The following is a 19,190-nucleotide window of genomic DNA, read 5'->3' on the forward strand; positions in this document are numbered from 1 at the left end:
TCGGTGGGGACGCGGCACCCTCGCGTCCGGGATGCGCGACAATGCGGCCTGTGATCGTGGACAAGGCCATCTACGCCGACGGGACGCGGCGCGACATCGACGGCGACATCAGCGACGCCTTCGACCTGGCTCGCGAGGACGGCGACTGTTTCGTCTGGATCGGGTTGTTCGAACCCAACGTGGACGAGTTCGAGCTGGTCAAAGACGAGTTGCAGCTGCATCCGCTGGCCGCCGAGGACGCCGTGACGGCCCATCAGCGCCCCAAGCTGGAACGCTATGACGACACGCTGCTCGTGGTGTTGAAGACGTTGTCGTACATCGACGAGACGTCCGACATCGAGGTCGGGGAGATCATGGTGTTCCTCGGCCCGGACTATGTCGTCACGGTCCGGCACGGTTCCGGCAACCCGCTCGGGCCCGTCCGGGAGCGGCTGGAGGAGTCGCCGGAGCTGCTGAAGCACGGCGCGACCGCCGTCCTGTACGCGGTGTGCGACGAGATCGTCGACCACTACGGGATCGTCGCGCACGAGGTCGAGATCGACATCATCCAGTTGGAGAAGGCGGTGTTCGATCCCGGCGCGCGGGACGTCACCGAGGCCGTCCACTCCCTGAAGCGGGAGGTGCTGGAGTTCCGCACCGCGGAGGACCCGCTGGTCCCGGTGTTGCAGGAGATCACGCGGGGGCGGATCGCCGAGTGCGGTTCGACCCGCGAGTACTTCCGCGACGTCCTGGACCATCTGCTGCGGGTCGACGAACAGGTCGACGCGCACAACGAGTTGCTGAACAGCGTGCTCACCGCGCATCTGGCGCTGCTCGGCAAGCAGCAGAACGACGACATGCGGAAGATCTCGGCGTGGGCGGCGATCATCGCGGTGCCGACGGCGATCGCCGGCATCTACGGGATGAACTTCGAGCACATGCCGGAGCTGAAATGGAAGTTCGGGTATCCGCTGGCCATCGGGGTGATGTTGGTCATCTGCACGCTGCTGTTCCGGCGGTTGCGCAGGAGCGGGTGGCTGTAGCGGCCCGGCGGCCCGGCACCCTCGACTTCACGTCGGACCGCTACATTGACCGCCTATGAAGGAGCGTCACCTGGGGCGGAGCGGGCTGCTGGTGTCCCGGCTGGGTCTCGGCACCATGACCTGGGGGCAGGACACCGACCCCGAGGAGGCCGCGGCGCAGCTGGCGGCGTTCGTGGACGCGGGCGGCACCCTGGTCGACACCGCCGACGTCTACAACGGCGGGGAGAGCGAACGGATCCTCGGGCGGCTGCTGCGCGAGCGGGTCGACCGGGACGCGCTCGTCGTCGCGACGAAGGCCGCGATCAGGCCGAACGGCCGCTACGACGGGTCGCGGCGGCATCTGCTGCGGGCCCTGGACGCCTCCCTCGACCGGATGGACCTCGACCACGTCGACCTGTGGCAGCTGCACGTGTACGACCCGGGGACGCCGCTGGAGGAGACGCTGTCCGCGCTGGACGAGGCCGTCGCGTCCGGCCGGACCCGGTATGTCGGCGTGTCGAACTACGCGGGCTGGCAGGTCGCGAAGGCGGCGGCGTGGCAGCGGGCCTGGCCGGGCCGCGCGCCCGTCGTGTCGGCGCAGCTGGAGTACTCGCTGCTGAGCCGCGACATCGAACGCGAGGTGGTGCCCGCCGCGCTGGACGCGGGGGCGGGGCTACTGCCGTGGTCGCCGCTCGGCCGGGGCGTGCTGACCGGCAAGTACCGCACCGGGATCCCCGCCGAATCGCGGGCGGCCGCCGCGCACTACTCCGACTTCGTCCTGCCGTACCTGGACGAGGAGTGCGCGCGGATCGTCGAGTCGGTGGTGACGGCCGCCGAGGGCCTCGGCCGGTCGCCGCTGGCGGTGGCGCTGGCCTGGGTGCGGGACCGTCCCGGGGTCGCCGCGCCGGTCGTCGGCGCCCGGACGGCGGCGCAGCTCGGCGCGATACTGGAGAGTGAGGACGTGACGCTGCCGAACGAGATCCGCGCGGCGCTGGACGACGTCTCCGACACCTCGACGGGGAGCCCGTGACCGACACGCCAGACACCGGCACTCCAAACACCGGCACTCCAGAAAACGGCGAGTCCGCGTCCGCGCGCGCGGCGAGAGCCGCCGAGGCGATGCGCGCCGCCGAGGCCGCGGCCGGGGCCATCGCGGCGGCGCCCGCTCCGGCGCCCAAGCCCGAGCCCGAGCCGTCCGCGCGGGAGGGCGCGCGTGCCGTGGCCGACCTGTTCGCCGAGGCGGGAGTGCCCGCGCCGCTCGCCGCCCGCGCCGCCGCGCGTCTCGGGCCCGAGGCCGCCGGGCGGTTGCGCGCCGACCCGTGGCGGCTGCTGGGCGTCCCCGGCGTCCGGCCCCCGCAGGCCGACCATTTCGCGAAGGCGGTCCTCGGTCCGGACGCCCGGCCCGACGATCCGCGGCGCGGCCGCGCCCTCGTCCTGCATCTGCTGACGGACGCGGCGCGCGGCGGACACACGGTGACGCCCGCCGCCGACGTGCTGTCGGCGTTGGAGCGCGCCGGTGTCGCCGACCCGCGGCGTGCCGTGGAGGCCGCCCTAGACGAGGCGGAGGTCCTGCCGCTCACCGAGGAGCCCGAGTTCGACGAGGAGGCGTTCGACGAGGACGCCGAGCCGCCCGAGCCGGAGGAGACGCTCGGCCCCGCGCGGTGGGCGCTGGCCGAGGAGGCCGCCGCCGAGGGGTTCCGCCGGTTGACGCTCACGGCGGCACCACTGCTGGCCGACGCGGCCATCAAGGGCCTGCGGGACGGGCTTCCCGAGGACCACGCCCTCGCGCTCACCGCCGCGTTGCGCACCGGCGTCAGCGTCGTGCGCGGGACGCCCACGGACCTGGCCGGCGCCGTTGTCGGCATCGCGTCGGCCGCCGCAGGTCAGGGCGTGCGGACCGCCGTCGCGACGCCCACCGACCGCGCCTCGGCCGACGTCGAGTGCGGCGACGAGGCGATCGTCACGAGCCTGCACCGGCTGCTGGAGCCGCGCGACGACCCGTCCGCCGCGCCCGGCGCCGTCGTGTACGGGCGGGGCGAGGAGTGGCCCTTCGACCTCGACCTGGTCATCGTGACGGACGCCGCCGCGTTGGACGTCGAGCTGTGCGCGGTGCTGGTCGAGGCGTGTCCCGACGGCGCGCACCTGGTGCTGTGCGCCGAGCCGGACGCCCCGCCACCCGCCGGTCCCGGACGGCCCCTGGACGACCTGGAGGCGTCGGAGACCGTGCCCGTCGTGGCGCTGGACGCCGCGCCGCCGACGAGCCCGATCGGCGTGCTGACCGAGGCGGTGCGGGCGGGCGACCTCACGACCGTGGACGCGCCGGGCCACGAGGTCGTCATCGTGCCCGCCGAGAGCCCCGGCGAGGCGGTGCACCGCGCGGTGCAGCTCGTCACCGACTCGATTCCCCGCGCGCTCGGCATCCCCGTCGAGGACGTCCAGGTCGTCGCGCCCACCACCGGCGGCGACGCGGGCGTGACCGCGCTGAACACGGCGCTGAAAGCCGCGCTGAACCCCGGGCCGGGACAGTTCGGCGGCATGGACTCCGGCGACCGGGTGGTCGTCGCCGCACCGCTCCCCCACGCCGCTCTCGGCGAGACGGGCGTCGTCACCGGCGGCGGCCCGCACGGGCTCGACGTCGAGTTCCCCGGCGGCGCCGCCGTCATCGCCCCGGCGGACGCGTCCCGGCTGCGGCACGGCTGGGCCGTGACCGTCGCGCAGGCCAGGGGGACGCGACGTCCCGCCGTGGTCGCCGTCCTGTCGCCCGAGGGACTGTCGCGGCCACTGGTCGCCGCCGCGTTCGGGTTGGCCGACCGGCATCTGTCGGTGGTCCAGGCGGCCGGGCCCGCGCTGGCCAGGGCCGTCCGCGAGGAGACGGCCCCGGCGCGCCGGACCAGGCTCGCCAGGCTGGTGACCCAGTGAGCCGCTTCTAGCGGTTCACGGTGTACGTCGTGGTCAGGCCACTCCGCCGATGGCGTGCAGGCCGCCGTCGACGTGGACGATCTCGCCCGTCGTCGCGGGGAACCAGTCCGACAGCAGCGCCGCGCAGGCGCGCGCGGTCGGTTCGCTGTCCTTGATGTCCCAGCCGAGCGGCGCGGCCTTCGGCCACATCTCCGTCATGCCCTCGAAGCCGGGGATGCTCTTGGCCGCCATCGTGGCGAGCGGGCCCGCCGCGACGAGGTTCACGCGGATGCCCTGCGGGCCGAGGTACTTGGCGAGGTAGCGGGCGCACGACTCCAGGCCCGCCTTCGCGACGCCCATCCAGTCGTACACCGGCCACGCCTTGGTGGCGTCGAAGTCGAGGCCGACGACGGAGCCGCCGTCCTTCATCAGCGGCAGGCACGCCATCGTCAGCGACTTCAGCGAGTACGCGGAGGCGTGCACGGCGGTCGCGACGTCCTCCCACGGGGTCTCCAGGAAGGTGCCGCCGAGCGCGGTCTGCGGCGCGAACGCGATGGCGTGGACGACGCCGTCGAGGTGGTCGAAGCCGTGGTCGCGCAGGTTCCCGGCGAGGCCGTCGAGCTGCTCGGCGTTCGTCACGTCCAGCTCGATGACCGGCGGCGGCGAGTCGGGACCGGACGGGAGCCGCTTTGCGGTCCGTTGCGTGAGCGTCGGGCGCGGGTAGGCGGTGAGCGCGACCTCGGCGCCCTGCTCCTGCGCGATACGCGCGATGTGGAAGCCGATCGAGGCGTCGGTGAGGACGCCGGTGACCAGGATCCGCTTGCCTTCGAGAATGCCCATGACGGTCAGTGCCCCATTCCCAGTCCGCCGTCGACCGGGAGCACGGCCCCGGTGATGTAGGCGGCGTCGTCGCTCGCCAGGAACCGGACGGCCTTGGCGACCTCGTCCGGCTGCGCCATGCGGCCGAGGGGGATCGTGGCGGTGATGGCCTTCTGCCGGTCCTCCGACAGCACCGACGTCATGTCGGTGTCGACGAACCCGGGCGTCACCACGTTCACGGTGACGTTCCGCGACCCCAGCTCGCGGGCGAGGGACCGCGCGAACCCGACCATGCCCGCCTTGGACGCCGCGTAGTTCGTCTGCCCGGGCGACCCCATCAGGCCGACCACGGACGAGACCAGCACGATCCGTCCGCCGCGCTTGCGCATCATGCCCTTCACGGCCCGCTTGGCGACGCGGAACGCGCCCGTCAGGTTCGTGTCGAGCACGGACGTGAACGACTCCTCGCTCATGATGGCGAGGAGGGTGTCCTTGGTGATCCCGGCGTTGGCGACGAGCACCTCGACCGGGCCCTGCTCCGCCTCGACCTTGCCGAACGCGGTGTCGACGTCCTCGGCGCTGGTGACGTCGCACCGCACACCGAACAGCCCCTCGGGGGGTTCACCCGACCGGTAGGTCACCGCTACCGCGTCGCCCGCGGTGGCGAGCTCCCGGGCGATGGCCAGGCCGATGCCCCGGCTACCCCCGGTCACGAGGACAGAGCGACTCATCAGGACCCTCTCGTTCGGATGGATGTCGGCTGCGCACGACCCTAGCGGCCTGGGGACCGCCCCACGGATATGCCGAACCGACAAGATCCGCCGACCCCGGTTTGTGCGGTGTCCCGCGCGGCCCCGGCGCGCCGGAAACCGCGGGGGTGCGCGGCGGGGCGCGGGGGTAGGTTGCGGAAGGTGCATTCCATTGATCCCACGTTCACCGCCCTGCCGCTGCGCGCGCTGGCCGACGCGGCCCTCACCCGGGCCCGGGAGCTCGGCGCCGAGCACGCGGACTTCCGCCTGGAACGCATCCGCAGCCAGACCCTCGCCCTGCACGACGCCGCGCTGGAGACCGCGCTGGACGCCGACGACGTCGGCCTGTCGGTGCGGGTCGTCAAGGACGGCACCTGGGGCTTCGCCGCGGGCATCGACCTGACGACCGGCGGCGCCGCCCGGGTCGCCGAGCAGGCCGTGGAGGTCGCGGCCGTCGCGCGTCCCGTCAACCGCGAACCCATCGAGCTGGCCCCCGAACCCGTCCACGGGGAACGGACCTGGGTGTCCGCCTACAAGATCGACCCGTTCGACGTGGCGACCGGGGACAAGGTCGCGCTGCTCGCCGAGTGGAGCCGCCGCCTGCTCGGCGACGACCACGTCGACCACGTGGACGCCACGCTCCTCCAGGTGAAGGAGAACAAGTTCTTCGCCGACCTCGCCGGGACGGTCACCACGCAGCAGCGCGTCCGGCTGCACCCCGTCGTGAACGCCGTCGGCATCGCCGGGTCGCTGTTCGACACGATGCGAACGCTCGCGCCGCCCGCCGGATACGGGTGGGAGTGGCTGACCGGCGACCACTGGGACTGGGACGGCGAGCTGGCCCGCATCCCGGAACTGCTCGCCGAGAAGCTCGCCGCGCCGTCGGTGGAGCCCGGCGCGTACGACGTCGTGGTCGACCCGTCGAACCTGTGGCTGACGATCCACGAGTCGATCGGGCACGCCACCGAACTGGACCGGGCCCTCGGCTACGAGGCGGCGTACGCGGGGACGTCGTTCGCCACGCCCGACAAGCTCGGGAACCTCCAGTACGGCTCGAAGGTCATGAACATCGTCGGTGACCGCACCGCCGAGCACGGCCTGGCCACCATCGGCTACGACGACGAGGGCGTCGCGACGCAGGAGTTCGACATCGTCACCGGCGGCCTGTTCACCGGCTACCAGACCGACCGGCGCATCGCCCGCCTCACCGGCGCCGACCGCTCCAACGGCTGCGCGTTCGCCGACTCGGCGTCCAGCATGCCGATCCAGCGGATGGCGAACGTGTCGCTGCGGCCCGCCGACGGCGGCCCGTCCACCGACGAACTGATCTCCGGCGTCGACCGCGGCATCTACATCGTCGGCGACAAGAGCTGGTCGATCGACATGCAGCGGTACAACTTCCAGTTCACCGGGCAGCGGTTCTACCGCATCGAGAACGGACGGCTGGCGGGGCAGCTCCGCGACGTCGCCTACCAGGCCACCACCACCGACTTCTGGAACTCGATGGAGGCCGTCGGCGGCCCCCAGACCTATGTGCTGGGCGGCGCGTTCAACTGCGGGAAAGGCCAGCCGGGGCAGATCGCGCCGGTCAGCCACGGCTGCCCCGCCGCGCTGTTCCGCGGCGTCAACATCCTCAACGCCCTCAAGGAGGCCGGCAAGTGACCGCGATCAGGCCGCAGGACGCCGTCGAGCGGGCGCTGTCGCTGTCCCGCACCGACGACTGCGTCGTCATCGCCGACGAGGCGAGCACCGCGAACCTGCGGTGGGCGGGCAACACCCTCACCACCAACGGCGTGACCCGGTCGAGCCGCCTCACCGTCATCGCGTTGCGGAACACCGGGGACGGCGTCGCGGCGGGCGTCGTGTCCCGTTCGGCGGTCGACTCCGACGACATCGAGGATCTGGTGCGCGCCGCCGAGGCCGACGCGGCGGGCAACGAGGCCGCCGAGGACGCCGCGCCGCTCGTGCGGACGGCCCCGTCCGGCGGCTGGGACGACGATCCCGCCGAGACCGGCATCGGCGTGTTCGAGGGGTTCGCGCCCGCGCTCGGCGAGGCGTTCGCCGCCGCGCAGGAGGGCGACCGGCGGCTGTACGGGTTCGCCAACCACGCGCTGACCTCGACGTTCGTCGGCAGCTCGGCGGGGCTGCGGCTACGCCACGACCAGCCGACCGGGCTGCTGGAGCTGAACGCCAAGGGGGCGGGCGGCTCCGCGTGGACGGGCGTCGGCACCCGCGACTTCACCGACGTGGACGTCCCCGCGCTGACCGGCGACCTCGCCCGGCGCCTGGAGTGGGGCGAGCGGCGCGTCGACCTGCCCGCCGGGCGGTACGAGACGATCCTGCCGCCGTCCGCCGTCGCCGACCTGATGATCTACCTGTACTGGTCGGCGGGCGCGCAGGACGCCCACGACGGACGCACCGTGTTCAGCGCGCCGGGCGGCGGCACCCGCGTCGGCGAGCGGCTCGCGAGCCTGCCCGTCACGCTGTTCAGCGACCCGGCGGCGCCCGGGCTGGAGTGCGCGCCGTTCGTCGTCGAGCACGCGTCCGGCCGCGAGTCGTCGGTGTTCGACAACGGTCTGGCGCTGGGCCGCACCGACTGGATCGGCGAGGGCGACCTCACCGCGTTGACCCAGACGCGGCGGTCCGCCGAACGCACCGGGCTGCCGCTCACGCCCAGCGTCGACAACCTGGTGATGACCGGACCGGACGGCGGCGCGTCCCTGGACGAGATGGTCGCCCGCACCGAGCGCGGACTGCTGGTCACGTGCCTCTGGTACATCCGCGAGGTCGACCCGCAGCGGCTGCTGCTGACCGGCCTCACCCGCGACGGCGTGTACCTCGTGGAGGGCGGGGAGGTCGTCGGGGCCGTGAACAACTTCCGGTTCAACGAGAGCCCCGTCGACCTGCTGTCACGCCTCACCGAGGTCGGCGCGACCGGGCCGACCCTGCCCCGTGAATGGTCGGACTACTTCACGCGCACCGCCATGCCGCCGCTGCGAGTCCCCGACTTCAACATGTCGACGGTGTCCCAGGCGTCCTGACGGACTGTGCGCACTCGTCCCGGCGGAGCGCGGCGTCCTGACGGGCTGTGTGTGATCGTCCTGGCGGGGCGCGGGTCTCCTGACTCATTGTGCGCAATCGTCCCGACTGGGCGCAGGTGTCCTGACTGGTGGCGCGCGGGCGTCCTGACGGGGGCGCAGGTGTCCTGACTGAGGGGCGCGGGCGTCCTGACGGGCGTCGGTGGCGTTGTGACTGCTGGAGACGGCCGAACTGCGCGGGGCCCGCACCTGTGTGTACGGTGCGGGCCCCGCGCGGCGCTCAGCTGTCCTCGATGCGGAAGCCGACCTTCATGGTCACCTGGAACTGGGCGACCTCGCCGTCCTTGAGCTGGCCCCGGACCTCCATGACCTCGAACCAGTCCAGGTGACGCAGCGTCTGCCCCGCGCGCCTGACCCCGTTGCGGATCGCGGTCTCGACCGATTCCGGCGACGTCCCGACGATCTCCGTCACCCGGTAGGTGTGATCGGCCATCTCATTCCTCCCGATGTCTTGACCCATGCCGCTGTGGCCTGGCGGACTCCTTGGGCTTACCGTGGAAACGTGAGGGTCAATCACCATCGGGAGCCGATGGTCTACACGGTCACCGACGCTCCCCGCCCCATGTCGGAGGACATCGGCCACCGGCAGCGCCGATACCTGATGTCCATGGCCGTGCGGACGGGCTGTTTCGTCGGCGCGATCCTGACGGCGGTGCTGGGCGCGCCCGTGTGGCTTGTGATCCTTTTGGTGGTCGGTGCGCTGTTCCTCCCGTATGTCGCGGTGATCGTCGCGAACAGCGGGCGGGAGCCGACGGCCTCCGCGGCCTTCGACGACCCCGCCCGGCGTGCACAGAACCCCGATTCCGGACAGCGTCCAGAAATCGGGTCGTGACATTCTCTTGACTAACCGCGGGGGGTTTCGGTGTACGATTTGTACCGGCGCTCTGGTCCCCCGTCGGAGCGCCCGTGCCGGTGTTCCGGGCCCCCGTCGGAACACCGATGATGCGGCGCCGGGTGGATTGCCCCCGTATCCACCCGGCGCCGCTTTTCATATCCGGGGGTTTCTCCTGAAGGTTCTCCGGGTCCGGGTTGACCCGTCCTCGACCCCTCCATGACCGTCCTGTCCGGGGCTAGGCGCGTCCAGACGGAAACACAACCCCCGCGCGTGGCCTGGTCCGGCCATGGCCCGAAACCCGGCGGATCCGAACTTTTTCGTGAATCCCCGATCCGAGCCGATCTGAGGCGCGGTGCGTACTCCTGGGCGCGACACCGGCATCCCCGTGCCGGAGGGGAGATCCCGTGGACCCAGGATTCCGGCTGGACGACCGCTACCGCCTGGAAGACCGCCTCACGCGGAATCCGCAGGCGCCCGCGCAGGTGTGGGCGGCGCGCTCGCCCACCCGAACCTCGTGACCACCTACGACTACGGCGAGGCGGACGGCCCCGACGGCGAGGCGCTCACGTACGTGGTGACCGAGCATCTCGACGGCGAGTCCCTCGCGGTGCGCCTGGACCCCGGGCTGCCGGACGCTCAGGACGCCGTAGCCCTGTGCGCACAGCTCGCTGACGCATTGGTGGCCGTCCACGCCTGCGGGGTCGTGCACGGCGATCTGAGAGCCGGACAGGTGATGCTCACCGCAGACGGCGTGAAGCTCCTCGGCCTCGGCGCCATGGCGGCTCTCGGGGACCCGGACGACTCCGACGCGGTGGACGTGCCCGCCGAGCAGTCCGGGGACGTGCTGGAGTTCGGCCGCATCCTCGCCGCGTGCCTGACCGGCGATCCGGAGGCCGCACCGGGCGCCGACGTCCCTGACGGGGCGCCCGGCGACCTGGTCGAGCTCGCGGCTCGCTGCCGCGCCGCCGAGGCCGCCGAACGTCCCGCGTTCATGGACGTGGTCCGCGCGCTGGCCCCGCACGTGACGGACACCGCGCCGCTCCCCGCCGTGGACCGTCCCGAGCCTGCCCCCGTGCCGGGACGGCCGCGCTGGCGCCGCCTCAGGCGAACGCCACGGGCCACGGTGCTGGGCGGCGCGGGCGCGGGCGGTCACCGTGCGGGCGCTGGCCCGGATGCGGCGCGTCATCGACGTGGGCATCGCGGCCGGGGAGGTGGGTCCGCGGTTCGGCGTCGACCTCGCCAGAGAGGTCACCACGCTGCTGAACGAGGTGGACGGCGGCGAGCCGGTGGACCTCGTCCGCCGGGTGGAGCGGTTGCGCGCCGCGATCGACGGGCGCCGTCCGGGCGAGGTGTCCCCCGACCGCGTCGCCGACCTCACCGCTCTGCTCGCCGAAGTGCCCGTCAGCTTCTGAATGTGACGAACGTCACAGCGATTATGGGTCAGTGGACCTTGGCGGCGGCGAGCTGGCGGGCGAGGGTCCGCGGCGCCTCCACCAAGGACGGGCCGTACCAGGTGAGGAACCGGCCGTTGACGAGCGCGACGTCCAGGCCCGGGAACGACTCGGGGCCGTCGTCCTCGGTGAACCGGTAGGGCTCGTCCGGGAGGACGGCCAGGTCCGCGCCCGCCTCGATCAGCTCCCCGAGCGGGATCTTCGGGTAGCGCTCCGAGTGGTGGGCGTAGACGTTGGATACGCCCAGGCGCGACAGGACGTCGCCGGTGAAGGTGTCGCGGCCGACGACCATCCACGGACGCCGCCACACCGGGACGACGGCGGCGCGCGGACGGCCCGGCGTGACGTCCGACCACGCGCGGGACGCCTCGTCCAGCCAACCGGGCACCGGGACCCGGCACGCCTCGGTCAGCATCCACCGCAGGGACGCCAATGCTTCGTCCACGGTGCGGATCTCCGTCATCCACACCGGAATCCCGGCCGCGCGCATCGCCTCGACGTCGGCGGGACGGTTCTCCTCGGTGTTGCCGAGAACGACATCGGGCCGCAACTCCGCGATCCGATCCAGATCAGGGTTCTTGGTGCCCCTGACGCGCGGCACGTCCAGGTCGGCCGGATGGGTGCACCAGTCGGTGGCGCCCACCAGCAACCCCGGCGCGGTCACCGCGACCGTCTCCGTCAAGGACGGCACGATCGACACGACCCGGCGCACCCGCTCCGGTACGGGAACCGGGGCGCCGGTGTCATCGCGAAGACTCACGGCAATCTCATATGCGTTCACCGTGGGGGGCGACCCCCCACACCCCCCGGTTCGCTTCGCTCATACGTTGCGGCGGTACTGGCCGCCTACCTCGAAGAACGCGTCGGTGATTTGTTGGAGGCTGCACACGCGGGCCGCGTCCATCAGGACGGCGAACACGTTCTCGCCCGCGCGGGCCGCGTCCTGGAGGGCGGTGAGGGCCTCACGCGCCTCGTCGCGGTGCGCCTCCTGGTAGGCGTGGACCCGGTCGAGCTGGGAGCGCTTCTCGTCCTCGGTGGCGCGGGCCAGTTCGATGGTGTCGGGTGTGCCGTCGCCCGCGTCCGGGGCCCGGAACGTGTTGACGCCGACGATCGGCAGGGAGCCGTCGTGCTTGCGCTGCTCGTACAGCATCGACTCGTCCTGGATGCGGCCGCGCTGGTAGCCGGTCTCCATGGCGCCGAGGACGCCGCCGCGCTCGCTGATGCGGTCGAACTCGGCGAGCACCGCCGCCTCGACCAGATCGGTCAGTTCGTCGATGATGAACGACCCCTGGAGCGGGTTCTCGTTCATCGCCAGGCCCCACTCGCGGTTGATGATGAGCTGGATCGCCAGGGCGCGCCGCACGGATTCGGCGGTCGGGGTGGTGACGGCCTCGTCGTAGGCGTTGGTGTGGAGGCTGTTGCAGTTGTCGTAAATGGCGATGAGCGCTTGCAGAGTCGTGCGGATGTCGTTGAAGTCCATCTCCTGCGCGTGCAGGGAACGGCCGGACGTCTGCACGTGGTACTTGAGTTTCTGGCTGCGTTCGTTGGCCCCGTACCGGTCGCGCATGGCGACGGCCCAGATTCGGCGCGCGACCCGTCCGAGGACGCTGTACTCGGGGTCCATTCCATTGGAGAAGAAGAACGACAGATTGGGCGCGAAGTCGTCGACGTCCATGCCGCGTGCCAGGTAGGACTCGACGTAGGTGAATCCGTTGGCGAGGGTGAACGCGAGCTGGCTGATGGGGTTCGCGCCCGCCTCGGCGATGTGGTAGCCGGAGATCGACACCGAATAGAAATTGCGGACCTTGTTGGCGATGAACCATTCCTGGATGTCGCCCATCATCCGCAGCGAGAACTCGGTGGAGAAGATGCAGGTGTTCTGCCCCTGGTCCTCTTTCAGGATGTCGGCCTGGACGGTGCCGCGCGTCGTCGCCAGGACGCGCGCGCGGATGTCGGCGGCCTCGGCGGCGGACGGTTCGCGCCCGTTCTCCTCGTAGAAGGCGTCCATCCCCTGGTCGATGGCGGTGTTGAGGAAGAACGCCAGGATCGTGGGCGCGGGCCCGTTGATGGTCATCGACACCGACGTCGTCGGTGACGACAGGTCGAACCCGTCGTAGAGGGCCTTCATGTCGTCCAGCGTCGCGATCGACACGCCCGACGTGCCGACCTTGCCGTACACGTCAGGACGCTCGTCGGGGTCGCGCCCGTACAGGGTGACCGAGTCGAACGCGGTGGACAGGCGGGTCGCGGGCTGCCCTTCCGACAGGAGCTTGAAGCGGCGGTTGGTGCGGAACGGGTCGCCCTCGCCCGCGAACATGCGCGCGGGGTCCTCGTTGTCGCGCTTGAACGGGAACACCCCGGCGGTGAACGGGAACCGGCCCGGCAGGTTCTCGTTGCGCAGGAACCGCAGCAGTTCGCCATGGTCGGTGTAGCGCGGGAGCGCGACGCGCGGGACGCGGCTGCCCGACAGCGACTCGCGGGTCAGCGCGGTGCGCAGTTCCCTGTCGCGGATCTTCACGACCAGCTGGTCGCCGGAGTAGACCTCCACGACCTTCGGCCATTCCTCGATCAGGTCGGCGTTCTCCGGGGCCACGGTGCGGCGGGCGCGCTCCAGGAGACTCTCGACCTCGGTGGCGTCGGTCAGCTCGGCGCGGACCTCGTCCAGCCGCTGGACGCGCCGCACCGCCTCCATCTGCGTCACGGTGTCGGCGTGGTAGCCGCGGACGGTCTCGGCGATGCCGGACAGGTACCGGACCCGTCCCGGCGGGATGACGGTCGCCGCGCTGGTCGACACCTTCGTCGCGGCCTCGGGCAGGACGCCGTCGGCGAGACGCAGGCCGTGCTCGCCGAGCAGCCCGCCGAGATGCTGGTAGAGCGCGGTGACACCGTCGTCGTTGAACGTGGCGGCGCTGGTGCCGTACACGGGCATGTCGTCGGGACGCTGCCCGAACGCCTCCCGGTTGCGGACGAGCTGCCGCGACACGTCCCGCAGCGCGTCGGCGGCTCCGCGCCGCTCGAACTTGTTGATCGCGACCACGTCGGCGAAGTCGAGCATGTCGATCTTCTCCAGCTGGGACGCGGCGCCGAACTCGGGCGTCATCACGTACAGCGACACGTCGACCAGCGGGACGATCGCGGCGTCGCCCTGCCCGATGCCGGGCGTCTCCAGGATGACGAGGTCGTATCCGGCGGCCTTGCAGGCGCCGACGATCTCCTCGATGTTCTCGGGCAGCTCCCGCGCGCCCCGGGTGGCCAGGGAGCGGAAGAACACGTGGTCGCCGTCGAGGGCGTTCATCCGGATCCGGTCGCCGAGCAGCGCGCCGCCGCCGCGCCGCCGCGTCGGGTCGACGGCGAGGACCGCGACGCGCAGGGTGTCCCGCTGGTCAACGCGGAACCGCCGGACGAGTTCGTCGGTGAGGGACGACTTGCCGGAGCCGCCCGTCCCGGTGATGCCGAGCACGGGCACGTCGCGGGCGTCGGCCGCCTCGGCGAGCACCGCCCGGTCGGCGTCGGGAAGCCGCCCGGCCTGGAGGCAGGTGATGGTCCGGGCGAGCGCGCGCCGCTCCCCCGCCAGGACGGCCGCGGCCGGGACGGGCTCGGCGGCGAGGTCGACGTCGCAGTCGCGCACCAGCTCGTTGATCATCCCGGGCAGGCCGAGGCGCTGCCCGTCCTCCGGGGAGAAGATCCGCACCCCGGCGCCGGACAGCCGCGCGATCTCCTCGTGGACGATCACGCCGCCGCCCCCGCCGAACAGCCTGACGTGCTCGGCCCCCGCCTCCTTCAGGCTGCGCGACAGGTACTCGAAGTACTCGACGTGCCCGCCCTGGTAGGAGCTGATGGCCACGCCCTGCGCGTCCTCCTCCAGGACGGCGTCCACCACCTGGTGGACCGAGCGGTCGTGCCCGAGGTGCACCACCTCGGCGCCCTGCGACTGAAGGATGCGCCGCATGATGTTGATCGCCGCGTCGTGGCCGTCGAACAGCGCGGCCGCCGTCACGAACCGCACCGGGTGCACCGGCGCGTGCAGGTCCCCCGCCACCGTCCTCACCTCAACCCTTGGACATCCAATATTTGGAAGTTAAAATAGTTTCCATGCGCCCTCCAGTCAAGACCGCGTCAGTCCGGACCACGTACGATCGGGCGGTGCCCGACACGCCCGACCCGATCGCCGAGGCCCACCGCCAGTGGAGCCTGCGCTGGCCCGAGCACGCCGACCGGATGGCGGCCGTCACCTCGGTCATGCGCGCCCAGCAACTGCTGCTGAGCCGGATCGAGGCCGCCCTCAAGCCGTACGGGCTGACGTTCGCCGCCTACGAGGCGCTGCGGCTACTCGCCTTCACCCGCACCGGGACCCTTCCCATGGGGAAGATGGGCACACGCCTCATGGTTCATCCCGCGTCGGTGACGAACGCGATCGGACGCCTGGAGCAGCGCGGGCTCGTCGGCCGCGCCAACTCCCCCGACGACCGGCGCGTCGTCCTCGCCACGATCACCCCCGCCGGACGCGACCTCGCCGAGGAGGCGACCCGGGCGCTCAACGAGTCCGGCTTCGGCATCGCCGACCTCCCCGCCGACCAGGCCGCCGGGATCACCGCCGCGCTGCGGCCCGTCCGGCTCGCCGCGGGCGACCTCGACTGACGTCGCCCGGCACGGCGGCGCGCCCCGTCCGGCATCGTTCCGGTATGGGTCCGGTATGGGCTTGGACGGGCCGTCAACGCCTTGCTGGGTGGGGGATCCCATATGCTGCGAGTCACATCCGTTGTGTCGCAAGGAGGCGTGATGGCGGAGTCGCCGGCGTTGACGTACGGCGGTTACCTGCGGCTCGATGATCTCCTGTCCTGCCAGGAGCCGCGGACCGGGGCCCACGACGAAATGCTGTTCGTGGTCATCCACCAGGTGTACGAGCTGTGGTTCAAACAGATCCTGCACGAGGCGGCGCTGTTGCAGGCCAGGCTCACCGAGGGCAACACCGCCGGGTCGCTGCACACCGCGCGCCGGATCACCAAGATCCTCAAGACGGTGGTCGGGCAGTTGGACATCCTGGAGACGATGACGCCCCGGCAGTTCGCCGCGTTCCGCGACGTGCTCGGCACGTCCAGCGGGTTCCAGAGCGAGCAGTTCCGCTCGATCGAGGCCGTCCTCGGGCGGCGCTCCTTCCCCGCTTCCGACCTGCGCGGCGACGAGCGGCTCCAAGCGGCGGTGGCGCGTCCGTCGATGTTCGACTCGCTGCTGCGCTACCTCGCCGGTCTCGGCCACGCCGTCCCGCAGGCGGCGCTCGACCGCGACACGTCCCTCCCCTGGGAGCCGGACGCCGGGGTGCAGAAGGCGCTCCTCGCCGTGTACGACGACGAGTCCGGCTCCGCCGCCGAGGTGTGCGAGGCCCTCGTCGACGTGGACGAGGGCATCCAGGAATGGCGGTACCGGCATCTGAAGATGGTCGAGCGGACCATCGGCGCGAAGGTGGGCACCGGCGGGTCCGCGGGCGCCGACTACTTGCGCCGCACCCTGTTCGCGCCCGCGTTCCCCGACCTGTGGGAGGTCCGGTCGCAGACCGGCGCGCCGACCGCGGAGGGCTCCGGGGCCCATGGCGAGTGAGGGCGAGCGGGTCGCGATCGTCGGCGCGGGCCTGGCGGGTTGCCTGCTCGCGGTGCTGCTCGGCCGCAGGGGCGTCCCCGTCACGGTGTACGAGCGGCGCCCCGACCCGCGGATCGCGGGGGCCGAACGCGGCCGCTCGATCAACCTGGCGATCTCGGCGCGCGGGCTGGCGGCGCTGGACCAGGTCGGGCTGCGCGACCAGTCCCTCAAGCAGGCCCTGCCCATGCACGGCCGGATGGTGCATCCCCGGGCCGGTGGGACGAACTTCCAGCCGTACAGCGCGGACGGCGAACGCGCCATCAACTCGATCAGCCGCGCCGAGCTGAACCGGTCGCTGCTGGACGCCGCCGAGGCGACCCCGGGCGTCACGCTGCGGTTCTCCCAGCGTGTCTCCGGCGTCGACGCGGACGCCGGGACGATCCTGCTCGACGACGCCGACTCCGAACCCGCCGACGTCGTGCTGGCCGGAGACGGCGCCTACAGCGCGGTCCGCGGCTCGCTGGCCCTGGACGTCGACGCCGACTTCCTGGAGCACGGGTACCGGGAGCTGACCGTCCCGCCGAAGGACGGCGAGTTCGCGCTCGACCCGGACGCCCTGCACATCTGGCCTCGCGGCACGTCCATGATGATCGCGCTGCCGAACCTCGACCGGTCGTTCACGTGCACGCTGTTCTGGCCGAAGGACGAGTTCCACGCGCTCGACACGCCCGACAAGGTGACCGCGTACTTCGAGGAGCACTATCCCGACGTCGCGTCGCTGATGCCCGACCTGACCGACGACTATGAGCACAACCCGATCGGGTCGCTGGTGACCGTCCGGTGCTGGCCTTGGACACGATACGGGACACGATACGGAACGCGGTACGGCGACGGCGCGGTCGTCGCGCTGGTCGGTGACGCCGCGCACGCGATCGTCCCGTTCTTCGGGCAGGGCGCCAACTGCGCGTTCGAGGACTGCATCGAGATCGACCGCTGCCTGACCGAGACCGACGGCGACTGGTCCCGCGCGCTGTCGCTCTACCAGGAGCGCCGCAAAGCCAACACCGACGTGATCGCCGAGATGGCGCTCGACAACTTCATCGAGATGCGCGACCGCGTGTCGTCGCCGGTCTACCGGGCGAAGCAGGCCACGACGCACGCGCTGGAGCGGCGGCTCGCCGGGCGCTACGTTTCCCGCTACGAACTGGTGTCGTTCTCGACGCTGCCGTACGCGGAGATCCCGGCGCGGATCAGGCGGCAGAACCGCGTTCTCGCCGCAGCCGCCGCCGGGGCGGCGCTGGCGGGGATCGCCGCCGTCGCCCTCACCGGCCGCGCGGTCCGTCGCCGCCCGTGACCAGGTCGATCGCGGCCGCCACCAGCGCCGCGAAGACGAACACCATGATGACGACGAGGCCGTGCCGGAACGCGGCGGCCCAGTCCCCGTGCGACCCGGCGAGGGTCGCGAAGTACACCGATCCGACCGCGGCGATGCCCGTCGCGGTCCCGACCCGCTGACCCGTCTGGAGGACGCCCGCGGCGCTGCCGCCCTCGGTGTGCCGCACCTCCGACAGGGTGATCGTCTGGTTGGGCGCGATGACCAGGCCGCTGCCGAGGCCCGCGACCAGCAGCGGCGCCGCCGTCGCCCACGCCACGCCGCCACCCGGGTGCAGTTCCACCGCCACCCACGCGGCGCCGAGACCGACCAGCACCACGACGAGCCCCACGGCGACGAGCGGGCGGCCGTAGCGGGCGACGATCCGTCCACCGGCGGCGGACGCGACACCCGACCCGACCGCGAACGGGGTGATGGCCAGGCCCGCGCCGAGCGCGCTGTAGCCGAGACCGTTCTGCAAGTAGAGGACGAAGATGAAGAACACGGCGGTGAAGCCCGCGAAGTACAGCAGCGCGATCGCCGAACCCAGCGCGTAGGAGCGGAGCCGGAACAGGCTGAGGTCCACCATCGGCGTCCGCGTGCGGCGTTCCCAGGCGACGAACGCGGCGATCAGGGCGGCGCCAGCGACCATCAGCAGCCATTTCAGGTCGCTGTGCCACTGCCGTTCCTGGACGAGCGGCAGCAGAACGCACACCACGCCCCCGCCGAGCAGCAGGACACCGAGCGGGTCGAGTCCCCGCCGTTCCCCGTAGATCGGCGCGGGCAGCAGCCGCCACGCCAGCACCAGCGCCAGCACTCCGACCGGGATGTTGACGTAGAACACCCACCGCCAGCCCTCGTCGGGACCGGCGATCGCGATGAGCCCGCCGCCGAGCAGCGGCCCGACGGCCGTCGCGACCCCGATCACCGAGCCGAGCGCGCCGAACGCCCGGCCCCGCTCCGCGCCCCGGAACAGCTGTTGGATCAGCCCGGCGACCTGCGGGTTCAGCACGCCGCCCGCGACACCCTGCACCAGCCGCGCCAGCACGAGGAACAGGATCGTCGGCGCCGCCCCCGCCGCCGCGCTCGCCACCGTGAACAGCGCGAGCCCGAACATGAACACAGCCCGGCGGCTGCGGGCGTCGCCGAACCGCCCCGCCGCGACCAGGACGAGGCCGAACGTCAGCGCGTACCCCGACAGGATCCACTGCAACTGCGCCTCGGAGGCGCCCAATCCTTCCCGGATCGACGGGAGCGCCACGTTGACGATGCTGACGTCCAGCAGCGTCATGAACGCGGCGACGAGGCAGACGGAGAGCGCCTTCCACCGGCGGCGCCGCGCCGCCCGGTCCTCGGCGTCCGTGGGCTCGGTCCGCACGGCAGGGTCCTATCC

The 19,190-nt window shown here is 72.1% G+C and carries 17 protein-coding genes; 10 read left to right on the forward strand and 7 right to left on the reverse strand.

The genetic code is table 11. The features are described from left to right. Positions 1–41: 41 nt before the first annotated feature. From corA to ABD808_RS06770, 3 genes are read left to right on the forward strand one after another with little or no spacing between them, the layout of a single operon-like run. Positions 42–1,022, forward strand: coding sequence for a magnesium/cobalt transporter CorA (gene corA / locus ABD808_RS06760; RefSeq protein WP_344891469.1), 981 nt, complete (start codon positions 42–44; stop codon positions 1,020–1,022). A gap of 55 nt (positions 1,023–1,077) precedes the next feature. After that, positions 1,078–2,031, forward strand: a complete 954-nt coding sequence (locus tag ABD808_RS06765; RefSeq protein ID WP_344891472.1) for an aldo/keto reductase — start codon at positions 1,078–1,080, stop codon at positions 2,029–2,031. Then, the gene (locus ABD808_RS06770; protein ID WP_344891475.1) at positions 2,028–3,920 is read left to right on the forward strand and encodes a helix-hairpin-helix domain-containing protein; all 1,893 of its coding nucleotides are present in this window, start codon (positions 2,028–2,030) and stop codon (positions 3,918–3,920) included. The genes ABD808_RS06765 and ABD808_RS06770 overlap by 4 nt, the downstream gene beginning before the upstream one ends. A gap of 33 nt (positions 3,921–3,953) precedes the next feature. Here ABD808_RS06770 and fabI read toward each other — a convergent pair whose 3' ends face one another. Both fabI and fabG read right to left on the reverse strand, forming a co-directional pair. After that, a complete protein-coding gene (gene fabI / locus ABD808_RS06775) occupies positions 3,954–4,739 on the reverse strand; it encodes an enoyl-ACP reductase FabI (protein WP_344891478.1) in 786 nt (261 codons plus the stop codon). 5 nt (positions 4,740–4,744) lie between these two features. Continuing rightward, positions 4,745–5,449: a 3-oxoacyl-[acyl-carrier-protein] reductase gene (gene fabG, locus ABD808_RS06780; RefSeq protein ID WP_344891481.1), complete on the reverse strand. Its 705-nt coding sequence runs from the start codon at positions 5,447–5,449 to the stop codon at positions 4,745–4,747. 180 nt (positions 5,450–5,629) lie between these two features. Between fabG and ABD808_RS06785 the strand changes: the two genes are divergently transcribed. Together ABD808_RS06785 and ABD808_RS06790 are read left to right on the forward strand one after the other, a co-directional pair. After that, positions 5,630–7,129 (forward strand): TldD/PmbA family protein, encoded by a 1,500-nt coding sequence (locus tag ABD808_RS06785; RefSeq protein ID WP_344891484.1) that lies wholly within the window; start codon positions 5,630–5,632, stop codon positions 7,127–7,129. Positions 7,130–7,134: 5 nt separating this feature from the next. Further along, positions 7,135–8,508, forward strand: a complete 1,374-nt coding sequence (locus ABD808_RS06790) for a metallopeptidase TldD-related protein (RefSeq protein ID WP_344892875.1) — start codon at positions 7,135–7,137, stop codon at positions 8,506–8,508. A 277-nt stretch (positions 8,509–8,785) separates the two neighbouring features. Here the strand turns inward: ABD808_RS06790 and ABD808_RS06795 are convergent, their stop codons facing one another. Further along, positions 8,786–8,998: a dodecin gene (locus ABD808_RS06795; RefSeq protein WP_344891487.1), complete on the reverse strand. Its 213-nt coding sequence runs from the start codon at positions 8,996–8,998 to the stop codon at positions 8,786–8,788. A 69-nt stretch (positions 8,999–9,067) separates the two neighbouring features. On the opposite strand from ABD808_RS06795, the gene ABD808_RS06800 reads away from it, so the two are divergent. After that, the gene (locus ABD808_RS06800; protein ID WP_344891489.1) at positions 9,068–9,397 is read left to right on the forward strand and encodes a DUF3099 domain-containing protein; all 330 of its coding nucleotides are present in this window, start codon (positions 9,068–9,070) and stop codon (positions 9,395–9,397) included. A 436-nt stretch (positions 9,398–9,833) separates the two neighbouring features. On the opposite strand, the gene ABD808_RS06805 is transcribed toward ABD808_RS06800, so the two are convergent. Next, on the reverse strand, positions 9,834–10,586 hold the full coding sequence (locus ABD808_RS06805; RefSeq protein WP_344891491.1) for a hypothetical protein: 753 nt from the start codon (positions 10,584–10,586) through the stop codon (positions 9,834–9,836). Here ABD808_RS06805 and ABD808_RS06810 point away from each other — a divergent pair. Beyond that, positions 10,573–10,812, forward strand: a complete 240-nt coding sequence (locus tag ABD808_RS06810; protein ID WP_344891493.1) for a flagellar biosynthesis anti-sigma factor FlgM — start codon at positions 10,573–10,575, stop codon at positions 10,810–10,812. The genes ABD808_RS06805 and ABD808_RS06810 overlap by 14 nt on opposite strands. A gap of 28 nt (positions 10,813–10,840) precedes the next feature. Here ABD808_RS06810 and ABD808_RS06815 read toward each other — a convergent pair whose 3' ends face one another. Together ABD808_RS06815 and icmF are read right to left on the reverse strand one after the other, a co-directional pair. After that, positions 10,841–11,611, reverse strand: a complete 771-nt coding sequence (locus tag ABD808_RS06815; RefSeq protein WP_344891495.1) for a helical backbone metal receptor — start codon at positions 11,609–11,611, stop codon at positions 10,841–10,843. Positions 11,612–11,671: 60 nt separating this feature from the next. Beyond that, a complete protein-coding gene (gene icmF / locus ABD808_RS06820) occupies positions 11,672–14,890 on the reverse strand; it encodes a fused isobutyryl-CoA mutase/GTPase IcmF (RefSeq protein WP_344891497.1) in 3,219 nt (1,072 codons plus the stop codon). A 104-nt stretch (positions 14,891–14,994) separates the two neighbouring features. Here icmF and ABD808_RS06825 point away from each other — a divergent pair, with 104 nt between their 5' ends. The 3 genes from ABD808_RS06825 (at position 14,995) to ABD808_RS06835 (ending at position 17,779) form a co-directional block, all read left to right on the forward strand. Next, positions 14,995–15,489, forward strand: coding sequence for a MarR family transcriptional regulator (locus ABD808_RS06825; RefSeq protein WP_344891500.1), 495 nt, complete (start codon positions 14,995–14,997; stop codon positions 15,487–15,489). Positions 15,490–15,630: 141 nt separating this feature from the next. Then, on the forward strand, positions 15,631–16,446 hold the full coding sequence (locus ABD808_RS06830) for a tryptophan 2,3-dioxygenase (protein WP_344891503.1): 816 nt from the start codon (positions 15,631–15,633) through the stop codon (positions 16,444–16,446). After that, positions 16,436–17,779, forward strand: coding sequence for an FAD-dependent oxidoreductase (locus ABD808_RS06835; protein WP_344891506.1), 1,344 nt, complete (start codon positions 16,436–16,438; stop codon positions 17,777–17,779). Before ABD808_RS06830 ends, ABD808_RS06835 begins: the two co-directional genes overlap by 11 nt. On the opposite strand, the gene ABD808_RS06840 is transcribed toward ABD808_RS06835, so the two are convergent. After that, entirely contained in the window at positions 17,748–19,175 is a 1,428-nt protein-coding gene (locus ABD808_RS06840) for an MFS transporter (protein ID WP_344891509.1), read from the reverse strand. The two genes, ABD808_RS06835 and ABD808_RS06840, sit on opposite strands and share 32 nt — an antisense overlap. Between the last annotated feature and the right edge of the window lie 15 nt (positions 19,176–19,190).

The sequence above is a fragment of the Actinomadura meridiana genome (assembly GCF_039537545.1).
Classification (GTDB): domain Bacteria; phylum Actinomycetota; class Actinomycetes; order Streptosporangiales; family Streptosporangiaceae; genus Spirillospora; species Spirillospora meridiana.